Below are 26093 nucleotides of genomic sequence, written 5' to 3' on the forward strand. Positions count from 1 at the left end.
TCCTTCACAGCCCACCACTTTTCCTGGTGGTAAAAAAGGAGAAGGTAGAGATAGGTTAGTTCAGTTGATGCTTTGAATAAGAGCACAGTTGGCTTTACTCTTAACTACCACATTGGTCGAAGGTTCGAATCCTTCACGACCCACCACTTCTTATTGAATCTGCATCATTTCTTAGATAAAACCTTTGCATTAAAATTTCATCGTATCAAAACAGTTGCGTGTGCTTGAGCTAAATAGCAGTTGGCTGGCCCTTGTTAGCAAGCAATTGGTCGAAGGTTCGAATCCTTCACGACCCACCACTTCTTATTAATTCTTAAACACTCCTTAGAAAAACCTTTTCATTAAAGATTGATAGCATAAGCTCAGTTGTGTCGGCTTGAGCTAAATAGCAGTTGGCTGGCCCTTGTTAGCAAGCAATTGGTCGACGGTTCGAATCCTTCACGACCCACCACTTCTTATTGATTCTTAAACACTCCTTAGAAAAACCTTTTCATTAAAGATTGATAGCATAAGCTCAGTAGTGTCGGCTTGAGCTAAATAGCAGTTACTGGCTCTTGTTAGCAAGCAATTGGTCGACGGTTCACGGCTTATGGAATTAAAGTCTGAATTCACCTTCTTACACTGATAATGATAAATAGCTGCTTCTGATTACTTCAGTCCATGCTCATTACCTATTTTATACCTAGCACAGTAATTATTTTACCAAATGAAGCTATTTTTGATGAGTTACGTTTTAGACATTGAGTGGTTATTTTTGTCGCTATTCCTGTAGATATTATTTTTATAAAAACTAAATCCAGCCTATGTGAGTAAGGTATTTTAGGGTGGAATGCCTAATAATTCTGAGGTTAGATAAAATAATAAGTAAGTTTTTATTTAGTAGATGACAGCTGTGTTACATATTTTTTATCACTGTACTTTTAGCTTTTTAATTTTCTTTAAGTCATTGTTTAAAATTGAATATATGGTTTTTCTTGTCGCTGGCATATTCATTTTACTTAATTTTCGTAGCTGGCATTATTTAAGAATCGTTACATCTTTCTTTCTGTTTTCTAGTGTGTTGTTAACACTTTACATTTTTCTTTACTAATATTAGCCGCGATGGATGCGAAAGTGATTAATTAGTGAAAGGTGTTCTACCTTTGTCTGATAGACCTATTGCTAATGTTGCCTTGATGTTAAGTCGGTCATATTTCGTAAGGATAATAAAAAATACGGGAGAAAGGGAATGAAACAAGCAAAATTAAGTATCTTGTGTGCTTCGCTTATCGCTGCAACGAGTATAAGTGCACAGGCTGATACGGACTTTAAATTTGGTGGTTATGTAAAAGCTGATGTGATGTTCAGTGATTACAGCAATGGCGCACCTGATTCTGGCAGTCTATCACGACAGTTTTATGTACCAGGTACCATTTATGGTGATTCAAGTAATGGTAAACAGGTTGTCGATTTTCAAGCAAGGGAATCACGCTTTAATTTTAAATCGTCTACCGATATTGATGGTCATAAGTTAGTTGGTTTTATTGAGCTGGATTTTATGACTCATACCGATGGTAACGAGCGGGTCTCTAACAGCTACTCGCCTCGGATCCGTCAGGCATTCTTAAGTTTTGACAATTGGGCTGCCGGTCAAATGTGGACTACCTTCCAAAACCCAGGCGCTTTGCCTGAAAATTTAGATTTTGTTGGTGCTGCTGACGGTACACCATTTGTGCGCCAAACTATGGTTAGATATACCAACGGCGGCTTTCAGTTTTCTGCAGAAAACCCTGAAACGACGGTAAATAGCTATCGTGCACTCGATGGCGGGGAGTTAAAAAGTAGCCGTATAACCAGTGGCAGTGGCATGGTGCCTGACTTCGTTGCTCGTTATAACATGAAAACTGAAAATGGTATGGCTTTCACATTCGCAGGTATTGCTAGACAGTTGAATGTAGAGCAGGATAATTATGACACCTCTGAATTTGGCTACGGAGTTAGCTTTACCGGGGTAATTCCAGTTGGCCAAGATGATATCAAAATGTCAGCGACTTATGGTGACGGGTTAGGGCGTTATATGGCGCTGAACTACGCTAATGCTGGTGTACTCGATGCTAAAGGTGAAATCGAAACGATCAGCTCTTATGGCGGTTACATCTCGTATCGTCATTGGTGGAACGACAAGTGGCGTACCAGTATTACAGGTTCGGGTTTTAAAGCAGACAATAATGCGTCGTTAACTGGTGGTACGGTAAATAAGCAATCCTACTCAGGTTACATCAACTTACTTTATTCACCAGTTAAGCCGTTGACAGTCGGTATTGAATATATGTATGCGCAGAATGAGAGAGAGAATGGTACTGACGGTGAGCTAAATCGTGTCATCTTCTCAATGAAGTATGTGCTCTAGTTGATACAAGGTGATTACCGTTAGTTAGGTAATTTAGACAACAAAAAAAGGAGGCGATTGCCTCCTTTTTTATTGTGCTGATAAACTTACGCCGCAGGCATTAAGTCATTGTCTCGTACATATTGTTCAAACTCAGTACAACCGCCAACATGGTCTTTATCAACAAAGATCTGCGGTACTGTTTCAACTGGCTTGCCAACTGTTTTTTCTAGATCGGCTTTGCTGATCCCTTCTGCATGAATATCAACATATTTGAATTTGAAATCTTCACGCTTTTCAGTAAGTTGCTCTGCAACTTGAACTGCACGTACACAATAAGGACAACCCGGACGACCGAAAATAACTACAAACATATTCATTCCTCAAAAATAGCTTGAGCACTTTATAACATAGGCTACCGATTAGTTCTAATCGATATTTGTAGTCGTGTTAATCGTATTGCTGAATTTTCGGTTATAGCAGGGCGTTTATTTGGCCGGTGACTGCGGCTTTGACTGTAACCACAACAGAAAAGTTATTGTTACTCTTCCATATCTTTAGGTTGGGTTTGATAACGGCCTTGATAATCAAATATAGACTCAAGCAGATCCCAACCTTTTTTTCCTTTCTTAAGTAGCAATAGGTCGGGCTTTCTAAAACTATCAGCATCATTAGCAAGCTCCTGAGCTGAGCGATACTTTATATGTTTCATGCCAGGTGTTTTGCTATGGGGGAAAATAAACAGGGCAAATACGGCTCTTATTTGGGCGGCCGTTTGCATCTTAAAATAGCGACAGAAATCATTGCCTTCGATATCTATGTAACGCACCACTATGCGCTCCCCATCGGCCTCAAGTAGCATACTTTGGCATTTAAACAGGTGATGATGTTTCTGCTGTAAAACTTCTTTGAGTCGTTTATCGGGGTCTACTAACACAGCTTGGCAATGGCTGCAGACTTTGGCGGCAATATCGTTTTCTTCTCCACAATTTGGACACGCTTTAGAGCGAAACCTAAAGTCGCATTGTTGTTTGCCGTCAAGTGTTTCTATTAATGCTTGGCAGCGCCTACCAAAGTGCTCAATAATATCGCCGTCATCATCGGTCAGACCCCAGAAAATATTGGCGAAGTCGCATACAGGACAATGTACCTGCACAGGCTTGCATTTGCTATTGGGTTTGGGCTGACCGACCTCTGGATAGAAAAGGTCATAACCATTGGCGGCGTAGTCAATAATGAGGCATTCAGTTTTACCTGCATCGATACGCAAGCCACGGCCCACCATTTGCTGAAATAGACTGACCGAGGCCGTGGGGCGCAAAATGGCAATTAAGTCGACATGGGGCGCATCAAAGCCTGTAGTGAGTACAGCCACATTGACTAAGAACTTTATTTGCTTAGCTTTAAAGGCTGCAATGAGTAAATCTCTATCTTCGCGAGAGGTCTTGGCGGTGACAAGTGCTGGTTGATATCCGTCAAGCTTCGCCATTATCTCTTCTGCATGTTTAACGGTCGCGGCAAAAATGATCACCCCTTGGCGATGCTTTGCTAGCTCAATGAGTTGTTTAACGATTGCAGTGGTAGCACGGCCGCAGTGATTGAGTAAAGAGTTAACCTCTGTTTCGTTATATTGGCCTGTAGGCGTTGCTGTGAGCTCGCTAAAATCATATTGGGCACTCAGTCCATCAAACATTTTAGGCTGGCTTAAAAAGCCCTGTTTGATTAGCGGGCGCATGGGCAGTTCGAATATACACTTCTCGAACACAGGCTTGTCGGTATTACCGATTTTTCCATGGTAGTGATGACGATATATCCAACCTAAGTCAAGACGGTAGGGAGTCGCGGTTAAGCCTAGCAGCCTAATATTGCTGTTTTTCGATTTAAGGTGAGCTAATAATTGCTGATATTGGCTATCTTTTTCAGGGCTGACTCGATGACATTCATCAATAATGACGAGGCTATAGGGCTCATCAAATTGCGCTGGCTGTTTAACAGCAGACTGAATACTGGCGACCACGGTTTTACCATTGGTCGATTTTTGATTTAACCCCGCAGAGTAAATCGAGGCCTTGTCGGTGAGTAGACCGACTTTTTCTGCATTTTGTGCCACTAACTCTTTAACGTGGGTTAGCACCAGCACACGACCTTTGGCTATTCTCGCTAATTCAGCGATGACAATACTTTTACCCGCTCCGGTGGGAAGTACCAATACGGCAGAATCACTAGTCGACTTAAAGTGGTTAATGGCAGCATCAACCGATTGTTGCTGATAGTCTCGAAGTTGCACGTGAGTTTCCGTTTGGCAGGTAAATATAAAAGCTGATATTGAAATCATCACATAAATACGCTGTGACGGTAAGCAAAATGTGGGTTTGTTTATTAAAGGCTTAAAAAAAGCCCCTCAATGAGGGGCTAGGGAAGGTAAAGCGAATATTAATGCTCAACAATTATTCACTGCGATTGAGACGAGACTCAATTAGTGTGTCAATGACGGCAGGATCTGCCAGCGTTGAAGAGTCGCCCAAGTTTGTCACTTCATTTGCGGCAATCTTACGTAGGAATCGACGCATAATCTTTCCTGAACGTGTCTTCGGTAAGCCGCCCGCCCATTGGATAAGATCTGGTGTGGCCAATGCGCCAATCTCTTTTCTAACCCATTGGCGAAGCTCTTGACGCAACTCTTCAGTTTCAACAGTGCCTCGAGTCAGCGTGACATAAGCATAGATCCCCTGGCCTTTAATGTCGTGGGGGTAACCAACAACAGCAGCTTCAGCAACTTGCTCATGGGCAACTAAAGCACTTTCAACTTCAGCTGTGCCCAGTCTATGACCAGATACGTTAATCACATCATCAACACGGCCAGTGATCCAGTAGTAACCATCTTCATCGCGTTTTGCACCGTCGCCAGTGAAGTACATGCCTCTAAAGGTTTTAAAGTAGGTCAGTACAAAGCGGTCATGGTCACCAAACACGGTTCGCATCTGTCCTGGCCATGAATCAAGAATAACCAGGTTACCTTCGTTCGCGCCATCAACAATATTACCCATGTTATCGACAAGTGCTGGTTGCACGCCAAAGAATGGGCGAGTTGCTGAACCGGGTTTAGTATCGGTTGCACCCGGCAGCGGGCTAATCAAAATGCCACCGGTTTCGGTTTGCCACCATGTATCAACGATAGGACAATTTTCGTGACCAATTACGTCATTATACCAGCGCCACGCTTCAGGATTAATCGGCTCGCCCACCGAGCCCATGATACGCAATGAACTGCCATCAAAACCATCAAATTGCTCTTTACCTTCAGCCATCAATGCTCTGATAAGCGTTGGTGCGGTGTACAAAATATTGACTTTATGACGGTCAATCATCTCACCTAGGCGAGCAGGGCTTGGGTAGTTAGGTACACCTTCGTGGATTAATACGGTAGCACCATTGGCGAGTGGGCCGTAGACCATGTATGAGTGACCAGTGATCCACCCAACATCAGCAGTACACCAGTAAACCTCACCATCTTTATAATCGAACACATACTCGTGAGTCATTGCGGCGTATACCATGTAGCCACCTGTGGTGTGCAGCACACCTTTTGGGTTACCGGTCGAGCCTGAGGTGTAAAGCAAAAATAGCGGGTCTTCAGCGCCCATCTCTTCAGGAATACAGTGCTCTGATGCGGTTTCCATCAATGATTCCCACCAGATATCACGACCTTCAACCCAATTAATGTCGCCGCCTGTGCGCTTCATGACAATGACTTTTTCAATGCAAGTGACATCAGGGTGCGATAAGGCTTCATCGATATTAGCTTTGAGTGGAATAATTCGTCCAGCACGTACACCTTCATCAGCAGTAATAACCACTTTAGAGTTACCGTCAATGACGCGTGATGCGATTGAATCTGGAGAGAAACCACCAAATACCACAGAGTGAATAGCACCAATACGAGCACAAGCAAGCATGGCAACGGCAGCTTCTGGCACCATTGGCATATAAACTGTTACTACGTCACCACGTCTTACGCCTTGGCTACGAAGTGCGTTAGCAAACTTACATACATCAGCATGCAGTTCACCATAGGTGATTGTACGCTGATCTTTTGCGTCATCGCCTTCCCAAATAATGGCGACTTTGTCAGCATTATTTTCTAAATGTCTGTCAAGGCAGTTGGCTGAAGCGTTTAGCGTGCCATCATAAAACCATTTGATGAACAAGTTATGGTCATCGAACGACGTTTTCTTTACTTTAGTAAAGGGTTTCATCCAATCGATACGGTTGCCGTGTTCTCTCCAGAAACCTTCAGGGTTTACAATCGACTCCTGATACATTTTTTTATATTGTTCGTCATTTACAAGTGCATTGGCTGCGATTTCACTTGGAACTTTGTAGAGAGACTGCATGCTCATTGGGCTTCCCTTATCTAATTTGCGTGAGATGAGTATGGATTGTGTGAGGGTTATATCTCTATTAGACCTTGGTCTAGTAAAAAAATATCCTTATTTTTTAAATGGTTGTAATTTATTTTTGGCTAGATTTCATTTGGTTTTTACCGCAAAATAGGTAAAAAAAAGAGAATCCTATGAATTTGACTGTTCTGGTTGGCACCATTGCCATCATATATGTATGTATCTTGTTCCTCATTGCTTGGGGAGCTGAGCGCTGGTTCAGTCGTATTACTAAGCGGATCCAAACTTGGATCTATGGTTTAAGCCTCGCTGTTTACTGTTCATCCTGGAGTTTTCTCGGCACGGTTGGTCAATCAGCCGATGATCTTTGGTCATTCCTCCCAATCTTTATCGGCCCCATCTTAATATTCACAGTTGGCTTTGGATTGCTAAGAAAGATGGTGATTGTGTCAAAGGCGCAAAACATTACCTCTGTTGCCGACTTTATTGCAGCAAGATACGGTAAATCTCAGGTACTTGCGGCCATAGTCACCTTAATCGCTCTGTTTGGCATCATGCCCTATATTGCGTTGCAACTTAAAGCGATGGTCTTTAGCTTGAATCTTTTTCAGCCTGAGGGGGCATTGTTCGATGGTACAAAAGTCTCGCTGGTTATAACTGGTTTATTAGCCATTTTTGCCATTTTATTTGGTACACGAAAGCTTGATGCCACTGAGCATAACCCCGGTATGATGTTGGCGATTGCATTTGAGTCTCTAGTGAAATTAGGTGCATTTTTACTTGTTGGTATTGTCATTAGTTTTGGGGTTTTTGATGGCTTTGGCGATATTTGGCAACAAGCCAGTGCCAAGGATTTAATCAACGAACCAAACCTTCGTATCGAATCACTAATGCCTGAATTACTCGTGGGTATGGCTGCCTTTTTGTGTATGCCAAGGCAATTCCACGTCATGATGGTTGAGTGCACTAATGAAAAAACCATGGTTAAAGCTAAGTGGATGTTCCCGGTTTATCTACTGTTGTTTGGCCTATTTGTGGCGCCACTTGCTTTGGCTGGCAAGTTATTACTCGGTGATGCGGTAGCTGCTGACACCTACGTGATTAATTTGCCTTTGGCACTCGATAAACCTTGGCTGGCTGTCGTCGCGCTGCTCGGCACACTGTCTGCTGCAACGGGGATGGTCATTGTTGCAGTTGTAACCATTAGCGTGATGGTCAGTAATGAGTGGCTGGTACCGCTAATGTTGCGAACTGGGCAGATAAAAGCCAGAAATTTTAGCCAATTTTCACAACTACTGCTTAATGCTCGCCGTCTTGCCATTATGCTCATTCTAGGCCTGGGCTATTTTAGCTATCTAACGTTTATGGACAACGACTCCTTATCCTCTTTAGGTATGTTGTCATTTGGTGCGTTTGCTCAATTGGCTCCGGCGTTAATCGGTGGTATGTATTGGAAACACGGTAATCGCAGTGGTGTTTTCTTAGGGCTGGCGGTTGGCTTTGGTTGCTGGTGTTACATTTTGCTGCAGGGAGCTGCTGACCATTCCGGCATTGTCGCGACCGATATTGCTTTATTAGATTCTATCAAGCCCAATGTACGCGATATTCTTATCGCATTATTGGCGAACTGCGGTTGTTATATGCTTGGTTCAATCTGGTTTCGCGCCGGTGTTGCCGAGCGCATACAGGCCAGTGCTTTTGTAACACCAGGACGATTGAAAAAAGATACTAACCGCAAAAGTGCACCCGTTTCTCAGCAAGATCTACTCATATTAGCAAGTCGCTTTGTAAGTCCGACAAGGGCGTACGAGAGTTTTTCAGGGTTTTCTGAAGATGCAGTAAAAAGTGACAGCTGGCATAAGGTTGCGCCGCCTGAACTCATCGCGCATACCGAACATATGCTCGCAGGGGTGCTTGGCGCTTCAAGTGCATCACTGGTGATGGACTCGGTGATGCAAGGTCGAGATTTGGCTCTTGATGAAGTATTTAGCCTAGTGGATGAGGCTTCCTCTAAAATTATCTTGAGTCAAGATATGCTTAGAGGTGCAATTGAACATGCCTACGAAGGTATGAGCGTGGTCGATAAAGATTTGAATTTGGTTGCTTGGAACTTTAAGTATGCAGAGCTGTATGACTATCCAGACAATTTTTTACAAGCAGGCATGCCGATCAGTGATGTGGTTCGTTTTAATGCTGAGCGCGGTTATTGTGGTATTGGCGATATTGAGGAGCAAGTAGACAAGCGCGTGCAGCATATGCGCAATGGTACTCAGCATGTTTCAGAGCGGCAGCGCAAAGATGGCAAAGTCATAAAAATTCAGGGTAATCCTATGCCCGGCGGTGGCTTTGTGATGACTTTTACAGATATTACCCAATATCGCTTGCAAGCCAAAGCGTTGCAAGAGTCGAATGAGACGCTCGAAGCAAGGGTTAAGGAGCGCACATACGAGTTATCAATGCTTAACAGCAAACTGTTGGAGTCAAAGGCGCAAGAGGAGATGGCAAATGCATCTAAAAGTCAGTTTCTTGCCGCGGTAGGCCACGACTTAATGCAACCGTTAAATGCAGCTCGACTTTTCACGGCCTCACTTTCGCAATACCCAAACTTAGATCTAGAAGCTAAAACGACCCTAAATCATGTTAATAGCTCACTGAAAATTGCTGGTGAATTACTGACAGACCTACTCGATATTTCGAAACTAGATTCTGGAATGGTCGATGTTAATCGACGTGATTTTGCCATTGCAGATCTGCTTGATGGCTTAGCGGTTGAGTTTGAGGCGATGGCTAAAGATTGTTCAATTAACTTTAGCGCAATTCCTTGCTCTGCGACCATTAATTCAGATCCAAGCTTATTAAGACGCGTGTTACAAAACTTCTTAACTAATGCATATCGTTATGCCAAGGGAAGCCGTGTTTTGTTGGGCTGTCGTTATCGTGGCGGCGAACTTGAAATTCAAGTCCTTGATACCGGCTGTGGTATTGATGAAAATGAAACCAAAGAGATTTTTAAAGAGTTTAAACGACTGGATAATCCTGAAAGTAAAAGTGCCAGTGGTTTAGGTTTAGGCTTAGCCATTGCAGACCGAATTAGTCGTGTTTTAGAACATGAAATTAATGTCAGTTCAATATTAGGGCAGGGCTCAGTATTTTCAATTAAGGTGCCACTGGGTGAGAAGGTCACTACGCCAACGCCGAAAAAAGTAGCCTCTCTATTGCAACCTTTAGCGGGTGTAAAAGTATTATGCATTGATAATGAAGAGGCTATCTTAGCGGGGCTGGAAAGCTTATTAACGCGATGGCAGTGTGAGGTTATCTGCGCCAACGACTTTGCTGATGCTCGAATTAAGCTTGGGCTTAAAGGGGTCGCTCCTGATATCGTACTTGCAGACTATCATCTAGATAATGATCAAAATGGCGTTGATGCGATGGATGGTGTCAGAAATCTTTATGGTGAAAAGCTTCCGGGTATATTAATTACTGCGAATACTCGAAAAGATTTGATTGATGACATTCAGCTTCGAGGTTACCACTATATGGCCAAAATGGTGAAACCAGCAGCGCTTAGAGCATTGATCTCCAGTTTGGTCAGAAAGGACTAATTTTTGAAAACAGAAAAGGCACATCGCTTGTGCCTTTTCTACTTACATGTGGCTTGAATTATTCAACTTTTACTGGAGTTAAACCCTTATCTCTTGATTCAACGGCACTGTCTACGTCGAAGCCACCAGTCTTCCAGCTCTGCGCTTCTTCAGCATCAAAAGATTGTCCTTTCCAACTTGTGGCGCTGGTAAGGTTAAAGCCTTGTTTAGACCAACTCTCCGATTGCTCTGGGGTGAAACCGCTACCTTTCCATGCTTGAGCTTGTTCAGCGTTAAAGCCAATCTCCTTCCATGCAGCGATATCTCTTTCTGACATGCCTTTCCAAGTTGCGGGTGCGGATGCACAGGCACTAAGCGCGAGGATAACTATTACTAAACCGAGTTTTTTCATTTCACAGTCCTTATCTAAATCGTGACTTAATATGCCGAATTTACCCAGAGCTATGCCTGTACGCCTCTCGGCAACATATGTTTTATCATTTTCGGCAATACCACCTCCTTATTGATAAGTTAAGAAGAGTGGAACAGAGGACGATGCTTACGACCTATCAATGTAAAAGGTATTTACCGTTCACTATTGAAGATAGTCGCTGAAATATCACTCGACAAGTTATTGCTTCAAATGAAGTAAACCGACTTGGAATAAAGTTCTCGGATCAAGAGTGACAAATTTTTTGGCTTCAGCTGTTCCGGTTTATGATGACTTGACCCAATATTAAAGATGGATATACTGAACGAAGTGTAAAAAATATAAAACAAGAAGTAATCAATTACTCAAAAGGAAATTGTTATGTCACAACCACGCTGCAACTCTTACTACAACGCCACCATCAATACTGAAACTGACTACCCTGAGCTAGAAGGCGATATACGTGTTGATGTGGTGATTGTGGGCGGTGGCTTTACTGGCGTAGCGACGGCAGTAGAGCTTTGTGAGAAAGGCTACAAGGTTGCGATTGTTGAGGCTAATAAGATTGGTTGGGGAGCGACAGGCCGCAATGGTGGCCAGGTGACTGGCAGTTTGTCAGGCGATGCCGCCATGACTAAGCAGCTACGCAATAAATTGGGCACTGATGCTGAGCAGTTTGTTTGGAATATGCGCTGGCGTGGGCATGAGATAATCAAAGCACGAGTAAAGAAGTATGCTATTGAGTGCGATCTTAAATATGGTCACTTACATACTGCTTATAAAGCAAGTCATCTAAGTGAACTGCAACAGACTTATGATGAAGCTTGCAGACATGGTATGGACAACGAACTTGAACTACTAACTAGAGAGCAGTTACCTGAATACATCAATACCCCTTTGTATCACGGTGGCCTATTAAACAAGCGCAATATGCACCTACATTCAGTTAATCTTTGTATTGGCGAGGCAAAAGCCGCAGAGAGCATGGGCGCACAAATTTTTGAAAACTCGGCGGTTATAGATATTGATGATGGGGTTCTTGCTACAGTGACCACGTCAAAAGGAAAGATCACCGCGAACAGTGTGGTGTTAGCAGGGAATGCCTATCATAAGTTGGCGAGAAAAAAATTAAGAGGCATGTTGTTTCCAGCATCATTGGGTAACTGCACCACTGCACAACTTACCTCTGAGCAAGCCCAAAGTTTGATCCCCAAAGATGTTGCTGTGTATGACACTCGTTTTGTATTGGATTATTACCGACTAACCGCCGATAACCGCTTAATGTTTGGTGGTGGCACTAATTATTCGGGACGAGACTCTAAAAATGTTGCAAATGAGCTTAGGCCAGCGCTGGAGCGCACTTTCCCGCAACTTAAAGGGATCGATATAGAGTATGAGTGGACGGGTATGGCTGGCATAGTACTCAATCGCATTCCACAGTTAGGCAAGGTTTCAAAAAATGTATTCTATTGCCAAGGATACTCGGGTCATGGGGTTGCCACTTCTCACATTATGGGGGAGATAATGGCTAATGCGGTTATTGGAGAGCAACAACAATTTAGCTTATTTGCAGAGATGTCGCATTTACGCATTCCTCTCAATGAGTGGTTTGGCAATCAAACATTGGCATTGGGGATGATGTACTACAAGGTGATGGAAAATTTTAGGTAGTATGTCAGCTTATAAATGAACATAAAAAAACCGCATAAAATGCGGTATTTTTATTGAGTTTCGATTCAGTTATAGATCAACTTTTTCCATCTCTAACTGTTGCAGTGCGATGACTGCTTGGGTGCGATTTCGAACCCCCAGTTTTCTAAATATAGCGGTGGCATGCGCTTTAATCGTCGCTTCTGAAACCCCTAAATCATAGGCAATCTGTTTGTTAAGTAAGCCTTCAGCAAACATCTGCAGTACTTTATATTGCTGCGGGGTGAGATCAGAAAGTTTACTGGCCATCTGATCGGTACCATCATCGCTGACTTCTTGCAGTTCAACGCCTTCAGGTAACCATACATCACCAAATAAAACTGCCTCTAGTGCTGTCGCAAGGGTTTCCATGGATGATGATTTAGGGATAAAACCAGAGCTACCATAATGAATAGCACGACTGATAGTCGTATTGTCTTCATGAGCTGAGATAACAACAACAGGGAGCTCTTGGTAGTGGGTTCTAAGATGGATCAATGTTGAATAGCCGTGAGAACCTGGCATCTGTAGATCCAGCAATACAACATCATATTCAATGTCGCTATTGTCCAGGAGGTTTTGTAACGCATCAGCGCTATCAGCTTCAAACCACTGAGTATTGGTGAACGCTGTGGCTAATGCTTGTCTTAAGGCGTTTCTAAATAGAGGATGGTCATCCGCAATTATTATATTTAAGTTTTCAGGCTTCATGGCTTTATAGGGTTATTTTGGTTGCTCGTGAAGATACTTTCAATGTAACAGATAAATGACAAGCTATTCTATGGCTTTATCCGACAAACGTTATAATTTGGTAAATTTTTGCGTGGAGTTAGACTTTGGTCTAAAGGTTTGATCTTTTATTAACGGGTTAAACAAAAGTTTGCAACAAACTAAAGAGGTTTTAGTTAAACCTCTTTAAATTATGTCCGATTAGCCTAAAGTCCAAACGGCTGTAGGTTTTCTATCATCGTCTACCGCGACAAAGGTAAATACACCGCGTATAGCGTGTTCGCGAAGGTCTTGGTACATATCTTCTACAAAAATATTAACTTCAACTTTGATTGAGGTATTACCTACATGAATCACCCTGGCAATAATCTCCGCTAGAGAACCTGCTGGGATCGCCTTATTAAAATCAATTCTATCTGAACTGACCGTGACTAAGGTTTTGCGACAAAAGCGTGTTGCAGCAATGAATGCTGTCTCATCCATCCAAGCCAAGGCTTCTCCACCAAACAGTGTATTGTGGTGGTTAGTAATTGATGGGAAGACAGCTTTAATAACGCGAGCTTCAGACTGTTCAATTCTTAGCGACATCGCTTCACTGAATTGAGTCGGAGTTTGAGTTAGGGGCATACGGCAACCTAAGGTTATGCACAAGAAAGGCGCGATTATAGTCGTTTGCTAGTATTCACAACAGATAATTAGTACTTATGGCTAATTATATTAAATCCGACTAGTAATAGAACGGGATCAAACTGTCGAGTAAGGTGCTCTTTGTGACTTTTATAGCTTTACAATTGTATTAATTTTCAATAGGTTGAGTTTAAAATGTCAACCGAATGAAATTAGTTACCATTGAAGCTGTTAGCTGCAGTTGTATCACTATAGATCGCACAAAGGAAAATCTATGTATCGGATAACACGTAAAGATAAGTTATCAGAGTTGGAGCAAGCGACCATTTGGGATGGCATTGAAACATTCAGTCAAACGAAAGTCGCTGCGACAGGTCGACATGAATTAGCATTCGTCTTGCGAAATCCTAATGGAGAACTGTTAGGCGGAGTTATAGGCAATTATGACAATTTTGGTTGGCTGTGGATTGATTCATTTTGGGTGTCAGAAACACTACGCGGCCAAGGCTACGGCACTAAGCTAATTAATCAAATAGAACAAGAAGCTCGCAAGAATGGTTGTGAACATTCACATTTAACCAGCTTTAGTTACCAAGCCGTCGAGTTTTATAAGCGTCGTGGTTACAGTGTTTTTGGTGAATTAAAAGACTATATGCCCGGACATAGTCGTTGTTGGTTAAGAAAGAGTTTGAGCTTACAAGGGAGTGTCGATAGCTAACAGTTTTTAACTTATGGCATGACATGATGAGCGGAGCAATCACGCATAAAAATAATCTTAATTAGTCGACAGCGTACTAAACTTCAAATTTGGTACTACATGATTATTTGGGGAATAGGTGATAGTGAATGGAGCAATAGAGTTGGCAGCAGGTTATCGTAAAGCACTTAACTCTTTGCGAGGAGCTGCGGCACTCTATGTTGTGATTTATCACTTGCGTTATTTCTCAACGTTTGATTGGTTTACTGAGTTTCCTGTAATTCGATATGGCTATTTAGGCGTTGACTTCTTTTTTATCCTAAGTGGTTCAATTATTTCTCATGTTTATTTAAAACAAGGAGTTGTAGGGGGAAAGGCATTCTGGTTTAAATTTACCTGGTATCGATTAGCAAGGTTATTTCCTGTTCACTTTTTGATAATGGTTCTGATGTTATTAGCTTTTCTTTTTATGCAGGAATTAGAAGCTAAAGAGCCTTGGGTTAGTCAGTCCTCTGCGCTAGATTGGTTGACTCTGACATTAATGATTAGGCAGTGGTTTATGCCTGATGGGTATGTTTGGAATACTCCAGCATGGTCTATAAGTGCAGAATTCTTTGCATATGTTGTTATTTTTCCTATCGTAGTACGACTTGCAAAGAGCAATATTACTATTTTATTGGGGGTGTTTTTAGCTACAGTCGGAGGACTGATGCTAGGGTATTTATATGCCACCTTTGGAACAATAAACGTAGTATCGTCTTCAGGACCACTAATTAGAGTGGCTGGTGGTTTTTTAATTGGTTGCGGATTGTATTGCATCATAGATAACTTGAAAGTTGAATGTAATTGGGATTTTTTATTAATTATCTCTGTGGCCTTTACCACCACTGGCTTGATATTTTCACCGAAGCTATTAAATGAAGGTATTAAACCAGACATATTGCTAATCATTAGCTTTGTAGTTGTTATTCTATCTGCTTATAAATCAGTAGGTCCAATTTCAAAGTTCATGTCCTTGCCAATTTTATTTTGGTTTGGGGAAATTTCATTTAGTCTTTATTTGTGTCACGTTCCTGTTATGGGGTTATGTCGCTATATAGCGGAGCATTTAGGTATAGAAAGAGGGTATTTCTTTGGATGCTGTTGTGTACTGTTATCAATTTTGTCAGCGCATATTCTTTATCGATTAGTTGAGATACCTAGCCGCCAGAAAATGAGGATGATACACAAGCATCTTCAAACACGAACTTTGCCGTGCTGAGTTTAGACGTGTTTATACTACGATAAAAAAAAGCACTAACTTTGCAGAAAGTGCTTTTCTATTGATACGCTTATCAAAAGCTATTTCTTTAGTAACTCGATTCTGGCGCGTGAAGCTTTAGCTAGATCGTTCAGTAACTTTTCCGAATCTTGCCAGTGAATACAGGCATCGGTAATACTCTTTCCGTATACAAGTTCTTCACCCGCAACGACTTTTTGGTTGCCTTCTTCGATAAAACTTTCTGCCATGATGCCTGCAATGGCTGTTGAACCCGCGGTCATCTGCTGCATAATTGAATCAGCAACGTTTAATTGTTGTTTATGCTTCTTCTGGCTATTACCGTGGCTAAAATCGACAACCATACGTTGAGTCACACCCACACTATTTAGTTGAGTAGCGGCTTTTTCTATATCTTCGCTATGGTAGTTCGGTTGCTTACCACCACGTAAAATAATGTGACCATAAGGGTTACCATGAGTACGGTAAACTGCCATTGCACCATCTTTATCTGGTGAGTAGAAGATATGCGGAGCCTGCGCTGCTCGTACTGCATCAACGGCAATATCGATGTTACCGTCAGTACCATTTTTAAAACCAACTGGGCATGAAAGTGCTGACGCCATCTCACGGTGTATCTGGCTTTCTGTAGTACGTGCGCCAATCGCGCCCCAAGTGATCAAGTCTGCAATGTACTGACCATTAACCATATCGAGGAATTCTGTTGCGATAGGTAGTTTTAGTTCTGTGATCTGCTGCAAAAGGTGGCGCGCTTTACGCAAACCTTTATTTGGACTAAAGCTGCCATCTAAATCGGGATCAGAGATTAGTCCTTTCCAGCCGACCGTAGTGCGTGGCTTTTCAAAATAGACACGCATAAGGATGCATAGGTCATCTTTATATTGCTGATGTAGCTTTGCTAAACGTTGAGCGTAATCGAGTGCAGCTTCTGTGTCATGTATTGAGCATGGGCCGATGATGACGAGTAATCGTTGATCATCGCCATTGATAATAGCCTCTACTTCACGACGTTGCTCAACGAGATAGTCAGCAGCATCTTGAGTTAAAGGGTATTCAGAAGCGAGTTGTGCAGGTGAAATTACCTTACATAAAAGTGAGGTGCGTAGTTCGTCTGTTTTAATGGTCATTCACAATACCGAGCGTTCGTATGGGCTTTTTGCCTGATTACTTCGGATTATAACGAATCATAGCGTTATGCACAGTGGCAAATAACGGAAATTTAGCGCTAATTTGCCTCTTATTAGCAACTATTTGATTTATGTTATGCATAAGTGTTGCTGAAATGCTTGATTAGCTTTAAATAGTTGTTGTGTAACTAAGGGCTGGTTAGTGCGTATAGGAAGCAGAGAATAAGCGGGTGTGATGTGTTGTAAGTGGCAAAGTACTCAGTAGGTAGGCCTTTTAATGGCCAATAAGGAGCACTATTAGAGTCAAAAGCGCGATAACATTTGATGAATGAAGGCTTATACCAATTGCATTAAGTATTTGACCCGTTCAGACCTAGTGCGGCTGAAGTAAAAAATGGGCAAAACGCTGTACGCTTCGCTATGGGATTTGGATATCGAATGACGATTAGCTTAAATCCCACTACTTGCCTACAGCGTTTTGAATTGCCGCTGAATGGTCAAACTTTTAATGCAATTGGCATTATATAAGCATTCATTATCAGCATTAGAACATATGGCGCTCTAGGCTGGTTGCTTCTAAGATCTTGGTCGCGATCTCTTCAACCGAATGATTGGTGGTATTTACAAACGGAATACGCTCCCTTTTATACATCATTTCTACCTCTTTCACCTCAGTCCTGCATTGGCGCAATGAAGAGTAACGACTATTCGACATACGGCTTTGGCGGATCTCATGCAAACGAACGGGATCAATGGTTAAGCCAAACAATTTGTCTTTGTTGCGCTTCAATGCTTCAGGAAGCTTCAAATTATCCATATCATCTTCGGTGAAAGGGTAATTTGCTGCCTTTATACCAAACTGCATTGAAAGGTATAGGCTCGAGGGGGTTTTACCACAGCGAGATACACCCAATAAAATAAGGTCAGCTTTGTCCATATGCTTCATGGTTTGGCCGTCATCATTTTCCATTGCGTAGTTAATTGCTTCTATACGCGCTTCATAACTGTCGTTGGTTTTACCATGAGTTCGGTGTAAAGCTGGCGTTGCAGGCATGCCTAATTGCTTCTCTAAAGGTGCAACGAATGTGTTCAAAAAGTCGTAATCGAGTCCTTCGCTGCTATAGATGATGTCTCTAATCTCTGGTTTGACGATAGAATGGAAAACCAGTGGTCGCTCACCTGTTGTAATAAAACAATCATTAATTTGAGCCTTAACGGCTTCAGCTTTTTTTTCTGTTTCAACGAACGGAATAGTAAGTGCATCAAATTCAAGGGGAAATTGACTTAGTACTGCATGGCCAAACACTTCCGCTGTGATCGCCGTCCCATCTGAGATATAAAATACTTTACGCAACATTTTGACCTCTTGTAGTAATAAAATTACAAATAAAATTATACATTTACGCTTGTTGTTGGGGAGTGTAAAATGCCGCTGCTCTCGTGTGAAGAGCCACACTAAAATATACTTGCGGAGATTAGAACTGTGCAGCAATACGTACTCTGGTATCAAGAATTAGGCATGGGTGACGTCAACAAGGTCGGCGGTAAAAACGCTTCTCTTGGTGAGATGATTAGCAATCTTTCAAATGCAGGTGTTCAAGTGCCTGGTGGATTTGCGACAACGTCTTTTGCGTTCAATGAATTTCTTGAACAAAGCGGACTTAACCAGAAGATATACGAGATTCTAGAAACTCTAGATGTAGATGACGTGAATGCACTCGCTACAGCAGGTGCACAGATTAGACAGTGGGTTATCGATACCCCGTTCCATCCAGAATTTGAGCAAGTCGTTCGTGAGTCTTACGACAAACTTGCCGCTGAAACCAGTGACGCATCTTTTGCGGTTCGCTCTTCAGCTACTGCAGAAGATATGCCGGATGCATCTTTTGCGGGACAACAAGAAACATTCCTAAACGTTAAAGGTTATGAAGCGGTACTCGTAGCAACTAAGCATGTATTTGCTTCTTTGTTTAACGACCGAGCTATTTCATACCGAGTTCACCAAGGGTATGACCATAAAGGCGTTGCACTTTCTGCTGGTGTTCAGCGTATGGTGCGCTCTGATAAGGCATCTTCAGGTGTTATGTTCACTATGGACACTGAGTCTGGTAACAATGACGTGGTATTTATTACCTCTTCATTCGGTCTAGGCGAAATGGTTGTTCAAGGTGCGGTTAACCCTGATGAATTTTATGTTCATAAGCCAAGTTTAGTTGCTGGCCATAAAGCGGTTGTTCGCCGCAATATTGGTAGCAAGCTTATTCAGATGGTGTATTCAGATGATGAATCCCACGGTAAGCAAGTTAAGATTGAAGATATCGCCGCAGATAAGCGTCGTGAATTCTCAATCAACGACGCAGAAGTACAAGAGCTTGCTAAGCAGGCTATGACTATCGAGAAGCACTACGGTCGTCCAATGGACATCGAGTGGGCAAAAGACGGTAACGACGGTAAGTTGTATATTGTTCAAGCTCGCCCTGAAACTGTTCGTTCTCGTGAAGATGTACAGCTTATTGAGCGTTACCACCTTAAGACTCAAGGTGATGTTGTTTGTGAAGGCCGTGCAATCGGACACAAGATTGGTAAAGGTGTTGCTAAAGTCCTTAAGTCAATTGACGATATGGACCAGATCCAACCTGGTGATGTACTGGTAACAGACATGACAGACCCTGATTGGGAACCAATCATGAAGCGCGCAAGTGCTATTGTTACTAACCGTGGTGGACGAACTTGTCACGCAGCTATTATTGCTCGTGAATTAGGTGTTCCAGCAGTAGTAGGTTGTGGCGATGTAACTGAACGTATTGAGAATGGTCAGGAAGTGACTGTTTCTTGTGCTGAAGGTGACACAGGCTTTATCTACAATGGTCTGCAAGATTTCGAAGTGATTTCATCACGTGTTGATTCAATGCCTGATCTTCCGATGAAGATTATGATGAATGTTGGTAACCCTGACAGAGCATTTGATTTCGCTCGTCTGCCAAACGAAGGTGTTGGACTTGCGCGTCTTGAGTTCATCATTAACCGTATGATCGGTATTCATCCAAAGGCACTACTTGAATTTAACCAGCAAACGGCTGAACTTCAAGAAGAGATCCACGAGATGATCGCCGGTTACGACTCGCCAGTTGAGTATTATGTTGCTCGTTTGGTTGAAGGTATTGCGACTATCGGTTCAGCATTCCACCCTAAAAAAGTGATTGTTCGTATGTCTGACTTTAAGTCAAACGAATACGCAAACCTTGTTGGTGGTGACCGTTATGAGCCAGAGGAAGAAAACCCAATGCTGGGCTTCCGTGGAGCTAGCCGTTATATCTCTGAATCGTTCCGTGATTGTTTTGCGCTAGAGTGTGAAGCAATCAAGCGTGTACGTAATGATATGGGTCTTAAGAACGTTGAGATCATGATTCCATTTGTACGCACAGTGAGCGAAGCTGAGCAAGTCATTCAGTTGCTTAAAGAGGAAGGTCTTGAGCGCGGTAAAGATGGCCTACGCGTTATTATGATGTGTGAGCTTCCATCAAACGCATTGCTTGCTGACCAGTTCCTTGAGCATTTCGATGGTTTCTCTATCGGTTCAAATGACTTAACCCAGCTAACACTTGGTCTAGATCGTGATTCAGGTATTATCAGCCACCTGTTCGATGAGCGAAACGATGCGGTTAAAGCGCTACTTGCCATGGCAATTAAAGCGGCTAAAGCAAAAGGCGCATACGTTGGTATTTGTGGTCAAGGTCCATCAGATCACAATGACTTCGCCGCTTGGTTAGTTGAACAAGGCATCGATACCGTATCGCTAAACCCAGATACTGTAATTGATACTTGGCTATACCTAGCTGAAGCACATGGCTAACGTAAGCCAGTAAAAATGGGATGTTAAATCTGCGTGATTTAACAATTCGTTAAAAACATTAAAAAAGCCGCTTTTTAGCGGCTTTTTTTTGTTTATAATGTTCGGCATAAACTTAAGAATAATAATTGACAGAAGCCGCCATGTTACCGAAGTTATCACACCAACAAACGCTTGAACCTGTTTACCTTTCCTTTCTATCAACCTTAGAGGATGGTCAATTTAGTGGCGATATCGATACTCGCTATAGTGCTCGATTAGCTCAAGCCACCGATAACTCGGTCTATCAGTTCTTGCCGCAAGCAGTGATCTATCCTAAGACCGCTGATGATGTACAAGTTGCGTTAACACTTGCCAATCAACCAGAGTTTAACAAAGTGGTCTTTAGTGCAAGAGGCGGCGGTACAGGCACCAATGGGCAGTCTTTAACCCATGGCATTATTGTTGATATGTCGCGCTACATGAATCAGGTTTTAGAAGTGAATGCGGCCGAAGGGTGGGTCAAAGTACAAGCTGGTGTAGTGAAAGACGCGCTAAATGATGCTTTACGCCCCCATGGTTTTTTCTTTAGCCCAGACTTATCAACGTCAAATCGTGCCACTTTAGGTGGAATGATTAACACTGACGCTTCTGGCGCTGGATCATTAGTTTACGGTAAAACCTCAGATCACGTGTTGGGCTTAACCAGCATACTCTTTGATGGCAGTGAGCTTGAAACTAAGCCTGTTACACAGGCAGAACTCGATGATGTGAGTGGGATTACTGACAATGAGCTCGGTCAACAGTTACTGACAACGGTTGCCAAAATATGCAAAGACAACCGTGAGCAGATAGATCAACGTTTTCCCAAATTGAACCGTTTTTTGACTGGCTACGATCTTAAAAATGTTTGGGATGAACAGCTACAGCATTTTGATCTTTCGCGAATATTGACAGGCTCCGAAGGCACCTTGGCGGTGATTACCGAAGCCAAGCTTAACATTACCCCGCTACCAACCTGCCGGATGATGGTCAATATTAAGTATGATTCGTTTGAGTCGGCGTTGCGTCATGCGCCAGATCTTGTAAAAACCAAAGCCACGGTGGTAGAAACTGTCGATTCAAAGGTGCTTAACCTTGCCAAAGAGGACATTATTTGGCACTCAGTGTCATCACTCATCACCGATGTGCCGGGTAAAGAGATCGACGGACTTAATATGGTTGAGTTTGCCGGTGAACAAGCGGATGTAGAAGCTAGACTCAGCCTGCTTGAAACCATGCTGACTGAGCAACTGGAACAGGGGGAGGCGGGGCTGTTAGGCTATCAAATCACCTCTGACAGAAATAGCATTAACACCATATATGCAATGCGTAAAAAGGCGGTTGGTCTTTTAGGTGCCGCAAAAGGCACACGTAAACCGCTGGCATTTGCTGAAGACACTGCGGTGCCACCAGAGAAGCTGGCCGATTTTATTATTGAGTTTAGAGCCCTGCTAGATAGCCATGAGCTGCAATATGGCATGTTTGGTCATGTGGATGCAGGTGTATTACACGTGCGTCCAGCGCTTGATATGTGCGATGTTGAAGACGAAAAATTGCTCAAGACGATTTCAGATCAAGTGGCAGACTTAACCCTCAAATATGGCGGATTGATGTGGGGCGAGCATGGTAAAGGTGTCCGCGGCGAATACGGCCCTGCGGTTTTTGGAGAGCATTTATATGGTTTGCTTGAAGAGGTTAAGGGGCTGTTTGATCCGCACAATAAGCTTAATCCCGGTAAACTGGTAGCGCCTAAGAATAGCGGGCCGATGCTCTATAACGTTGATAGCGTAAAGCGTGGTAGCTTCGATAGACAAATACCGATTAAAACGCGTGATGCCTTTCCTGATGTGATGAATTGTAATGGTAACGGCCTGTGTTTTAATTACAGCCATTACTCACCGATGTGCCCATCTTTTAAAGTGACCGGAGATAGAGTTCAATCTCCTAAAGGACGTGCAGGATTAATGCGTGAGTGGCTACGTTTATTAGAAGCTGAAGGCATTGATGTTAATGAGCTGGCCCGTGCTAAGCCATTAGGTTGGCTTCAAAGAGCGCAAAATAGCTTAAAAATAGATAAAGAGTACGACTACTCCCATGAAGTGATGGAGTCGCTTAAAGGCTGCTTAGCGTGTAAAGCATGTTCAAGCCAGTGCCCGGTCAAAGTCGATGTGCCTAAGTTTAGAGCACAATTCTTTGATATTTATTACCAGCGGTACTTGCGTCCTGCTAAAGATTATTTAGTTGCAGGAATCGAAGACTCACTGCCATTAATGGCATCGGCGCCAAAGCTGGTTAATGCCGTTTCACAAAATAGCTTGAGTAAGTGGGTGATTAAAAAGTCGCTCGGTTATGTCGATTCACCTGCACTGTCTGTACCGACTTTAAAGCAACGTTTAGAAGGCCATGCTAGTCGCGGCTATGATCTAGCGGCGATAAAGCAAATACCAGCTTCTGAGCGCCATGATTACGTGCTCGTTGTGCAAGACCCTTTCAATACTTTTTACGAAGCGGGCACTGTACTGCACTTTATAAAGCTTATTGAGAAACTCGGTCTTAAGCCTATTTTGTTACCGTTTAAGCCTAACGGTAAGCCAATCCATATTAAGGGCTTTTTAGATAAATTTGCGCGGACTGCCAAATCAACTGCGGATTTCTTAAATGAAATCGCAGAGCTAGATATGCCGATGGTCGGTATCGATCCCGCGTTAGTGCTTTGCTATCGCGACGAATATGCAGAAGTACTTGGCGGCGCGAGAGGCGACTTCCATGTGCAGCTAGCTAATGAATGGTTGCTTGATGTGATTGAGAAACGGCCTAAGCCTGAAACTACAGACAGTGTCACCGACGCCAATGAGTTTACTTGGTTTAGTCACTGCACTGAGTCAACGGCTAAACCAAATACAGCTAAAGAATGGCACAGTATTTTTGAGCACTTTGGCGCTAAGCTTAATACGGTCAGCCTTGGTTGCTGCGGTATGGCAGGAACCTATGGCCATGAGGCAGAAAACCTTGAGCGCTCTAAAACGCTTTATGCGATGTCTTGGGAGCAAACCCTGGCAAAGTTACCCTCTTCACAAGTGCTGATCTCAGGTTACTCGTGTCGAAGTCAGGTAAAACGCTTCAGTGGTTTTAAACCTAAGCATCCGATAGAAGCCTTGCTAAACTTACTCTAGCTGACAGACAAAAAAACTAGCCACAGGCTAGTTTTTTTGTCTTTAAATTTGTCACTAATTAAAGAGGACTCTTTTTCATGACCTCAGAAAAAACAACCGCGACGGAAGCACTCAAAACGCTGAACGCAGGGGTTCCATTATGTGATGCGACTGCGATTTTCGAGATAACCGACAACGGTGATTGGTACTATCGTGCTGGTCAATTACCGCTTAAGTTTAGTAAACTGTTTGCCAGTATTTTGCATAGGGTTGAAGGCGGATACTATCTGATCACTCCGGTGGAAAAACTAAAGGTTAATGTCGAGACTGAAGCGCTCGTTATCGTTGATTATGATGCAAAGCAAGCGGGTACTTTTGAAGTTATATCAAGTATTGGCACTGAGCATGAGCTTGCAAGTTTTGATGGTTTTACTGTAACGGACGACAAAATTACGCTGCAGTTAGAAAGGGGGCTTGTTGCTAAGTTAAACCGAGCCAGTTTCTATCGATTTATAAATGAATTCATAGCCTAAAATGGTTGCTTGAGCATGAACGCGAATTAACCATTTCAAGATTATGATTTATAAGCTTTTTGATTGATAATCAACAATTAGCTATCGCTAAGGCTAGTTTCTTTTAGCGTAGGTGATAAGATTAAATGAACCGCTAAGCTGCTTAGGAGGTGCTGATTGAATCGATTTGAAAGTTTAAGTTACTTGGTCTCCCATCTAAATGTTGACCTACAAAATGCGTTAGATCAGAGGCTTAAACGCTATGATCTGGACATTAAACTTTGGCCTGTGCTGTTTTCGCTTTGGCAGGAAGAGGGTGTGACTCAAACTGAGCTGTCAAAGCGTTGTGATGTTGCTAACTACACCATGACCAGATTGTTGGATCAACTGCAACAGCAGCAACTCATTAGCCGTCAACAAGATCTCGATAACCGCCGCGCATTCAATATATACCTTACCAATAATGGTAAAGCGTTAGAGCAAGACCTTATTCGTGAGGCTGAGCGGGTCAACGAGATGTTTTTGGAAAATCTAACTGTTGAAGAGCAAGCCGAATTCTTAGCCTTAATCAATAAAATTAACCGCTTCTCAGATTAGTCCTAATCGCAAGTCTGAGTTTTGCCGATTGGCGACTCTTTTTAAAAGGAATTACTATGCACCGTATTTGCGTCGCTGTCATTGTCGCTATCACCGTCACAGCTTGTTCAGTCAATATTAATAAGTCGAAAACAAAGCCTGCAGTTAAATCCGCCGAGCAAGTCAGTCAAAGCGCTGGGTTTATTCAATCAATAGCGCTGGCTAATGGGGCAACCTTAGTCGTGGAAGAGGGGCGTTTAGAGCCTCGCTCTATTGGTAGCATTAGCGTTAAGCTTTATAAAGATCTTAACGTAGGTGATTTTGTTGCTGCTGTTAATTTTCCCCGTGACGGCACCATAGTGAAGGCTGTTTTAATTGAGAATGGTGACGATAAGCAAAAGCTATCGATTACAACAGTGACGGCTGGCAGCGGCAATTATCAAGCAAGCCAGTTGATTTGCGTTACATCTAATGAGATTGAGCTTTGTTGATTGTGACTCGATAGCGTTGATTGGCAGTTTTTACTAGCTAACCATAAGTAGAAATACTGCCAATAACCCTAAAGCTAAAATGCTCTGCTGGCTCATTAGCCGACTTCGATATAACTCTCTTTTACCTTGCTTTAAACTTGCGACCAAATTATTTTGTTTATAGATCCTACATATGAGCTGTTCGGTGGCAGGATCAAGAAAGAGATGCAGCCTTGCAGGTTTACCATCTCGAAGCACGACTTGATGTTCGCTATTATGGCCGAAGTTTAATTTTCTAGAGACCCGTTTGCCGTTGACATAAGCTTGCTCCAAGCCACACCAATTACTCGCTTGTAATTCAATATTTTCTTGGTTGAGATCATACTTAAAACAAACCATGTTAGGACCCACTATTTCCCTAGGGCCTTTAATTCAAGCAGAGGAATATGACGTTTGCCAGTGTGGAAAAATGAATATTGAGTGAAAAGAGCTTATGTAGTTGGAAATATGCAGATAAAAAGTCAAAAAAAAGCCAAGCAACTGCTTGGCTTTTTTTACTCAAACATTGTCCCGTCCTGAGATAAG

At 42.7% G+C, this 26093-nt stretch carries 19 protein-coding genes and 1 tRNA gene; 11 read left to right on the forward strand and 9 right to left on the reverse strand.

Annotation, left to right across the window (positions count from 1 at the left end; genetic code table 11):
* Positions 1 to 53: 53 nt before the first annotated feature.
* Together AB4135_RS14605 and AB4135_RS14610 are read left to right on the forward strand one after the other, a co-directional pair.
* A tRNA-OTHER gene (locus AB4135_RS14605) sits at positions 54 to 146 on the forward strand.
* 1082 nt (positions 147 to 1228) lie between these two features.
* A complete protein-coding gene (locus tag AB4135_RS14610; RefSeq protein WP_371994007.1) occupies positions 1229 to 2389 on the forward strand; it encodes a DcaP family trimeric outer membrane transporter in 1161 nt (386 codons plus the stop codon).
* Positions 2390 to 2475: 86 nt separating this feature from the next.
* Here the strand turns inward: AB4135_RS14610 and AB4135_RS14615 are convergent, their stop codons facing one another.
* The 3 genes from AB4135_RS14615 to acs all read right to left on the reverse strand — a co-directional run bounded on the left by AB4135_RS14615 (position 2476) and on the right by acs (position 6768).
* Positions 2476 to 2742 (reverse strand): GrxA family glutaredoxin, encoded by a 267-nt coding sequence (locus AB4135_RS14615; protein WP_220736211.1) that lies wholly within the window; start codon positions 2740 to 2742, stop codon positions 2476 to 2478.
* A gap of 167 nt (positions 2743 to 2909) precedes the next feature.
* Positions 2910 to 4655, reverse strand: coding sequence for a DEAD/DEAH box helicase family protein (locus AB4135_RS14620; protein ID WP_371994009.1), 1746 nt, complete (start codon positions 4653 to 4655; stop codon positions 2910 to 2912).
* A gap of 160 nt (positions 4656 to 4815) precedes the next feature.
* Positions 4816 to 6768, reverse strand: a complete 1953-nt coding sequence (gene acs / locus AB4135_RS14625) for an acetate--CoA ligase (protein ID WP_371994011.1) — start codon at positions 6766 to 6768, stop codon at positions 4816 to 4818.
* 173 nt (positions 6769 to 6941) lie between these two features.
* Here acs and AB4135_RS14630 point away from each other — a divergent pair, with 173 nt between their 5' ends.
* On the forward strand, positions 6942 to 10370 hold the full coding sequence (locus AB4135_RS14630) for a NahK/ErcS family hybrid sensor histidine kinase/response regulator (protein WP_371994013.1): 3429 nt from the start codon (positions 6942 to 6944) through the stop codon (positions 10368 to 10370).
* Between the two features lie 58 nt (positions 10371 to 10428).
* On the opposite strand, the gene AB4135_RS14635 is transcribed toward AB4135_RS14630, so the two are convergent.
* The gene (locus tag AB4135_RS14635; RefSeq protein ID WP_371994015.1) at positions 10429 to 10761 is read right to left on the reverse strand and encodes a hypothetical protein; all 333 of its coding nucleotides are present in this window, start codon (positions 10759 to 10761) and stop codon (positions 10429 to 10431) included.
* A 399-nt stretch (positions 10762 to 11160) separates the two neighbouring features.
* Between AB4135_RS14635 and AB4135_RS14640 the strand changes: the two genes are divergently transcribed.
* The gene (locus AB4135_RS14640) at positions 11161 to 12450 is read left to right on the forward strand and encodes an NAD(P)/FAD-dependent oxidoreductase (RefSeq protein ID WP_371994016.1); all 1290 of its coding nucleotides are present in this window, start codon (positions 11161 to 11163) and stop codon (positions 12448 to 12450) included.
* 69 nt (positions 12451 to 12519) lie between these two features.
* Here AB4135_RS14640 and AB4135_RS14645 read toward each other — a convergent pair whose 3' ends face one another.
* Positions 12520 to 13179: a response regulator gene (locus tag AB4135_RS14645; RefSeq protein WP_371994018.1), complete on the reverse strand. Its 660-nt coding sequence runs from the start codon at positions 13177 to 13179 to the stop codon at positions 12520 to 12522.
* Positions 13180 to 13398: 219 nt separating this feature from the next.
* Positions 13399 to 13824: an acyl-CoA thioesterase gene (locus tag AB4135_RS14650; RefSeq protein ID WP_371994020.1), complete on the reverse strand. Its 426-nt coding sequence runs from the start codon at positions 13822 to 13824 to the stop codon at positions 13399 to 13401.
* A 274-nt stretch (positions 13825 to 14098) separates the two neighbouring features.
* Here AB4135_RS14650 and AB4135_RS14655 point away from each other — a divergent pair, with 274 nt between their 5' ends.
* Entirely contained in the window at positions 14099 to 14542 is a 444-nt protein-coding gene (locus tag AB4135_RS14655) for a GNAT family N-acetyltransferase (RefSeq protein WP_371994022.1), read from the forward strand.
* A gap of 124 nt (positions 14543 to 14666) precedes the next feature.
* The gene (locus tag AB4135_RS14660) at positions 14667 to 15782 is read left to right on the forward strand and encodes an acyltransferase family protein (RefSeq protein WP_371994024.1); all 1116 of its coding nucleotides are present in this window, start codon (positions 14667 to 14669) and stop codon (positions 15780 to 15782) included.
* 80 nt (positions 15783 to 15862) lie between these two features.
* Here AB4135_RS14660 and AB4135_RS14665 read toward each other — a convergent pair whose 3' ends face one another.
* Together AB4135_RS14665 and AB4135_RS14670 are read right to left on the reverse strand one after the other, a co-directional pair.
* A complete protein-coding gene (locus AB4135_RS14665) occupies positions 15863 to 16927 on the reverse strand; it encodes a 3-deoxy-7-phosphoheptulonate synthase (RefSeq protein ID WP_371994026.1) in 1065 nt (354 codons plus the stop codon).
* A 544-nt stretch (positions 16928 to 17471) separates the two neighbouring features.
* Positions 17472 to 18284, reverse strand: a complete 813-nt coding sequence (locus AB4135_RS14670) for a pyruvate, water dikinase regulatory protein (RefSeq protein WP_371994028.1) — start codon at positions 18282 to 18284, stop codon at positions 17472 to 17474.
* A gap of 126 nt (positions 18285 to 18410) precedes the next feature.
* On the opposite strand from AB4135_RS14670, the gene ppsA reads away from it, so the two are divergent.
* The 5 genes from ppsA (at position 18411) to AB4135_RS14695 (ending at position 25529) form a co-directional block, all read left to right on the forward strand.
* On the forward strand, positions 18411 to 20780 hold the full coding sequence (ppsA, locus tag AB4135_RS14675; protein ID WP_248975122.1) for a phosphoenolpyruvate synthase: 2370 nt from the start codon (positions 18411 to 18413) through the stop codon (positions 20778 to 20780).
* A gap of 140 nt (positions 20781 to 20920) precedes the next feature.
* The gene (locus AB4135_RS14680; RefSeq protein WP_371994037.1) at positions 20921 to 23971 is read left to right on the forward strand and encodes an FAD-binding and (Fe-S)-binding domain-containing protein; all 3051 of its coding nucleotides are present in this window, start codon (positions 20921 to 20923) and stop codon (positions 23969 to 23971) included.
* A gap of 77 nt (positions 23972 to 24048) precedes the next feature.
* Positions 24049 to 24483 carry a DUF1285 domain-containing protein gene (locus AB4135_RS14685; RefSeq protein WP_371994030.1) on the forward strand — a complete coding sequence of 145 codons (435 nt, stop codon included), beginning with the start codon at positions 24049 to 24051 and terminating at the stop codon, positions 24481 to 24483.
* A gap of 156 nt (positions 24484 to 24639) precedes the next feature.
* Positions 24640 to 25059, forward strand: a complete 420-nt coding sequence (locus tag AB4135_RS14690; protein ID WP_371994032.1) for a MarR family winged helix-turn-helix transcriptional regulator — start codon at positions 24640 to 24642, stop codon at positions 25057 to 25059.
* A gap of 56 nt (positions 25060 to 25115) precedes the next feature.
* Complete coding sequence (locus tag AB4135_RS14695; RefSeq protein ID WP_371994033.1) at positions 25116 to 25529, forward strand: PliI family lysozyme inhibitor of I-type lysozyme; 414 nt, start codon at positions 25116 to 25118, stop codon at positions 25527 to 25529.
* 33 nt (positions 25530 to 25562) lie between these two features.
* On the opposite strand, the gene AB4135_RS14700 is transcribed toward AB4135_RS14695, so the two are convergent.
* Positions 25563 to 25907, reverse strand: a complete 345-nt coding sequence (locus AB4135_RS14700) for a hypothetical protein (protein WP_371994035.1) — start codon at positions 25905 to 25907, stop codon at positions 25563 to 25565.
* Positions 25908 to 26093 lie beyond the last annotated feature (186 nt).

It is taken from the genome of Shewanella sp. 10N.286.54.B9 (assembly GCF_041468565.1).
GTDB lineage: Bacteria > Pseudomonadota > Gammaproteobacteria > Enterobacterales > Shewanellaceae > Shewanella.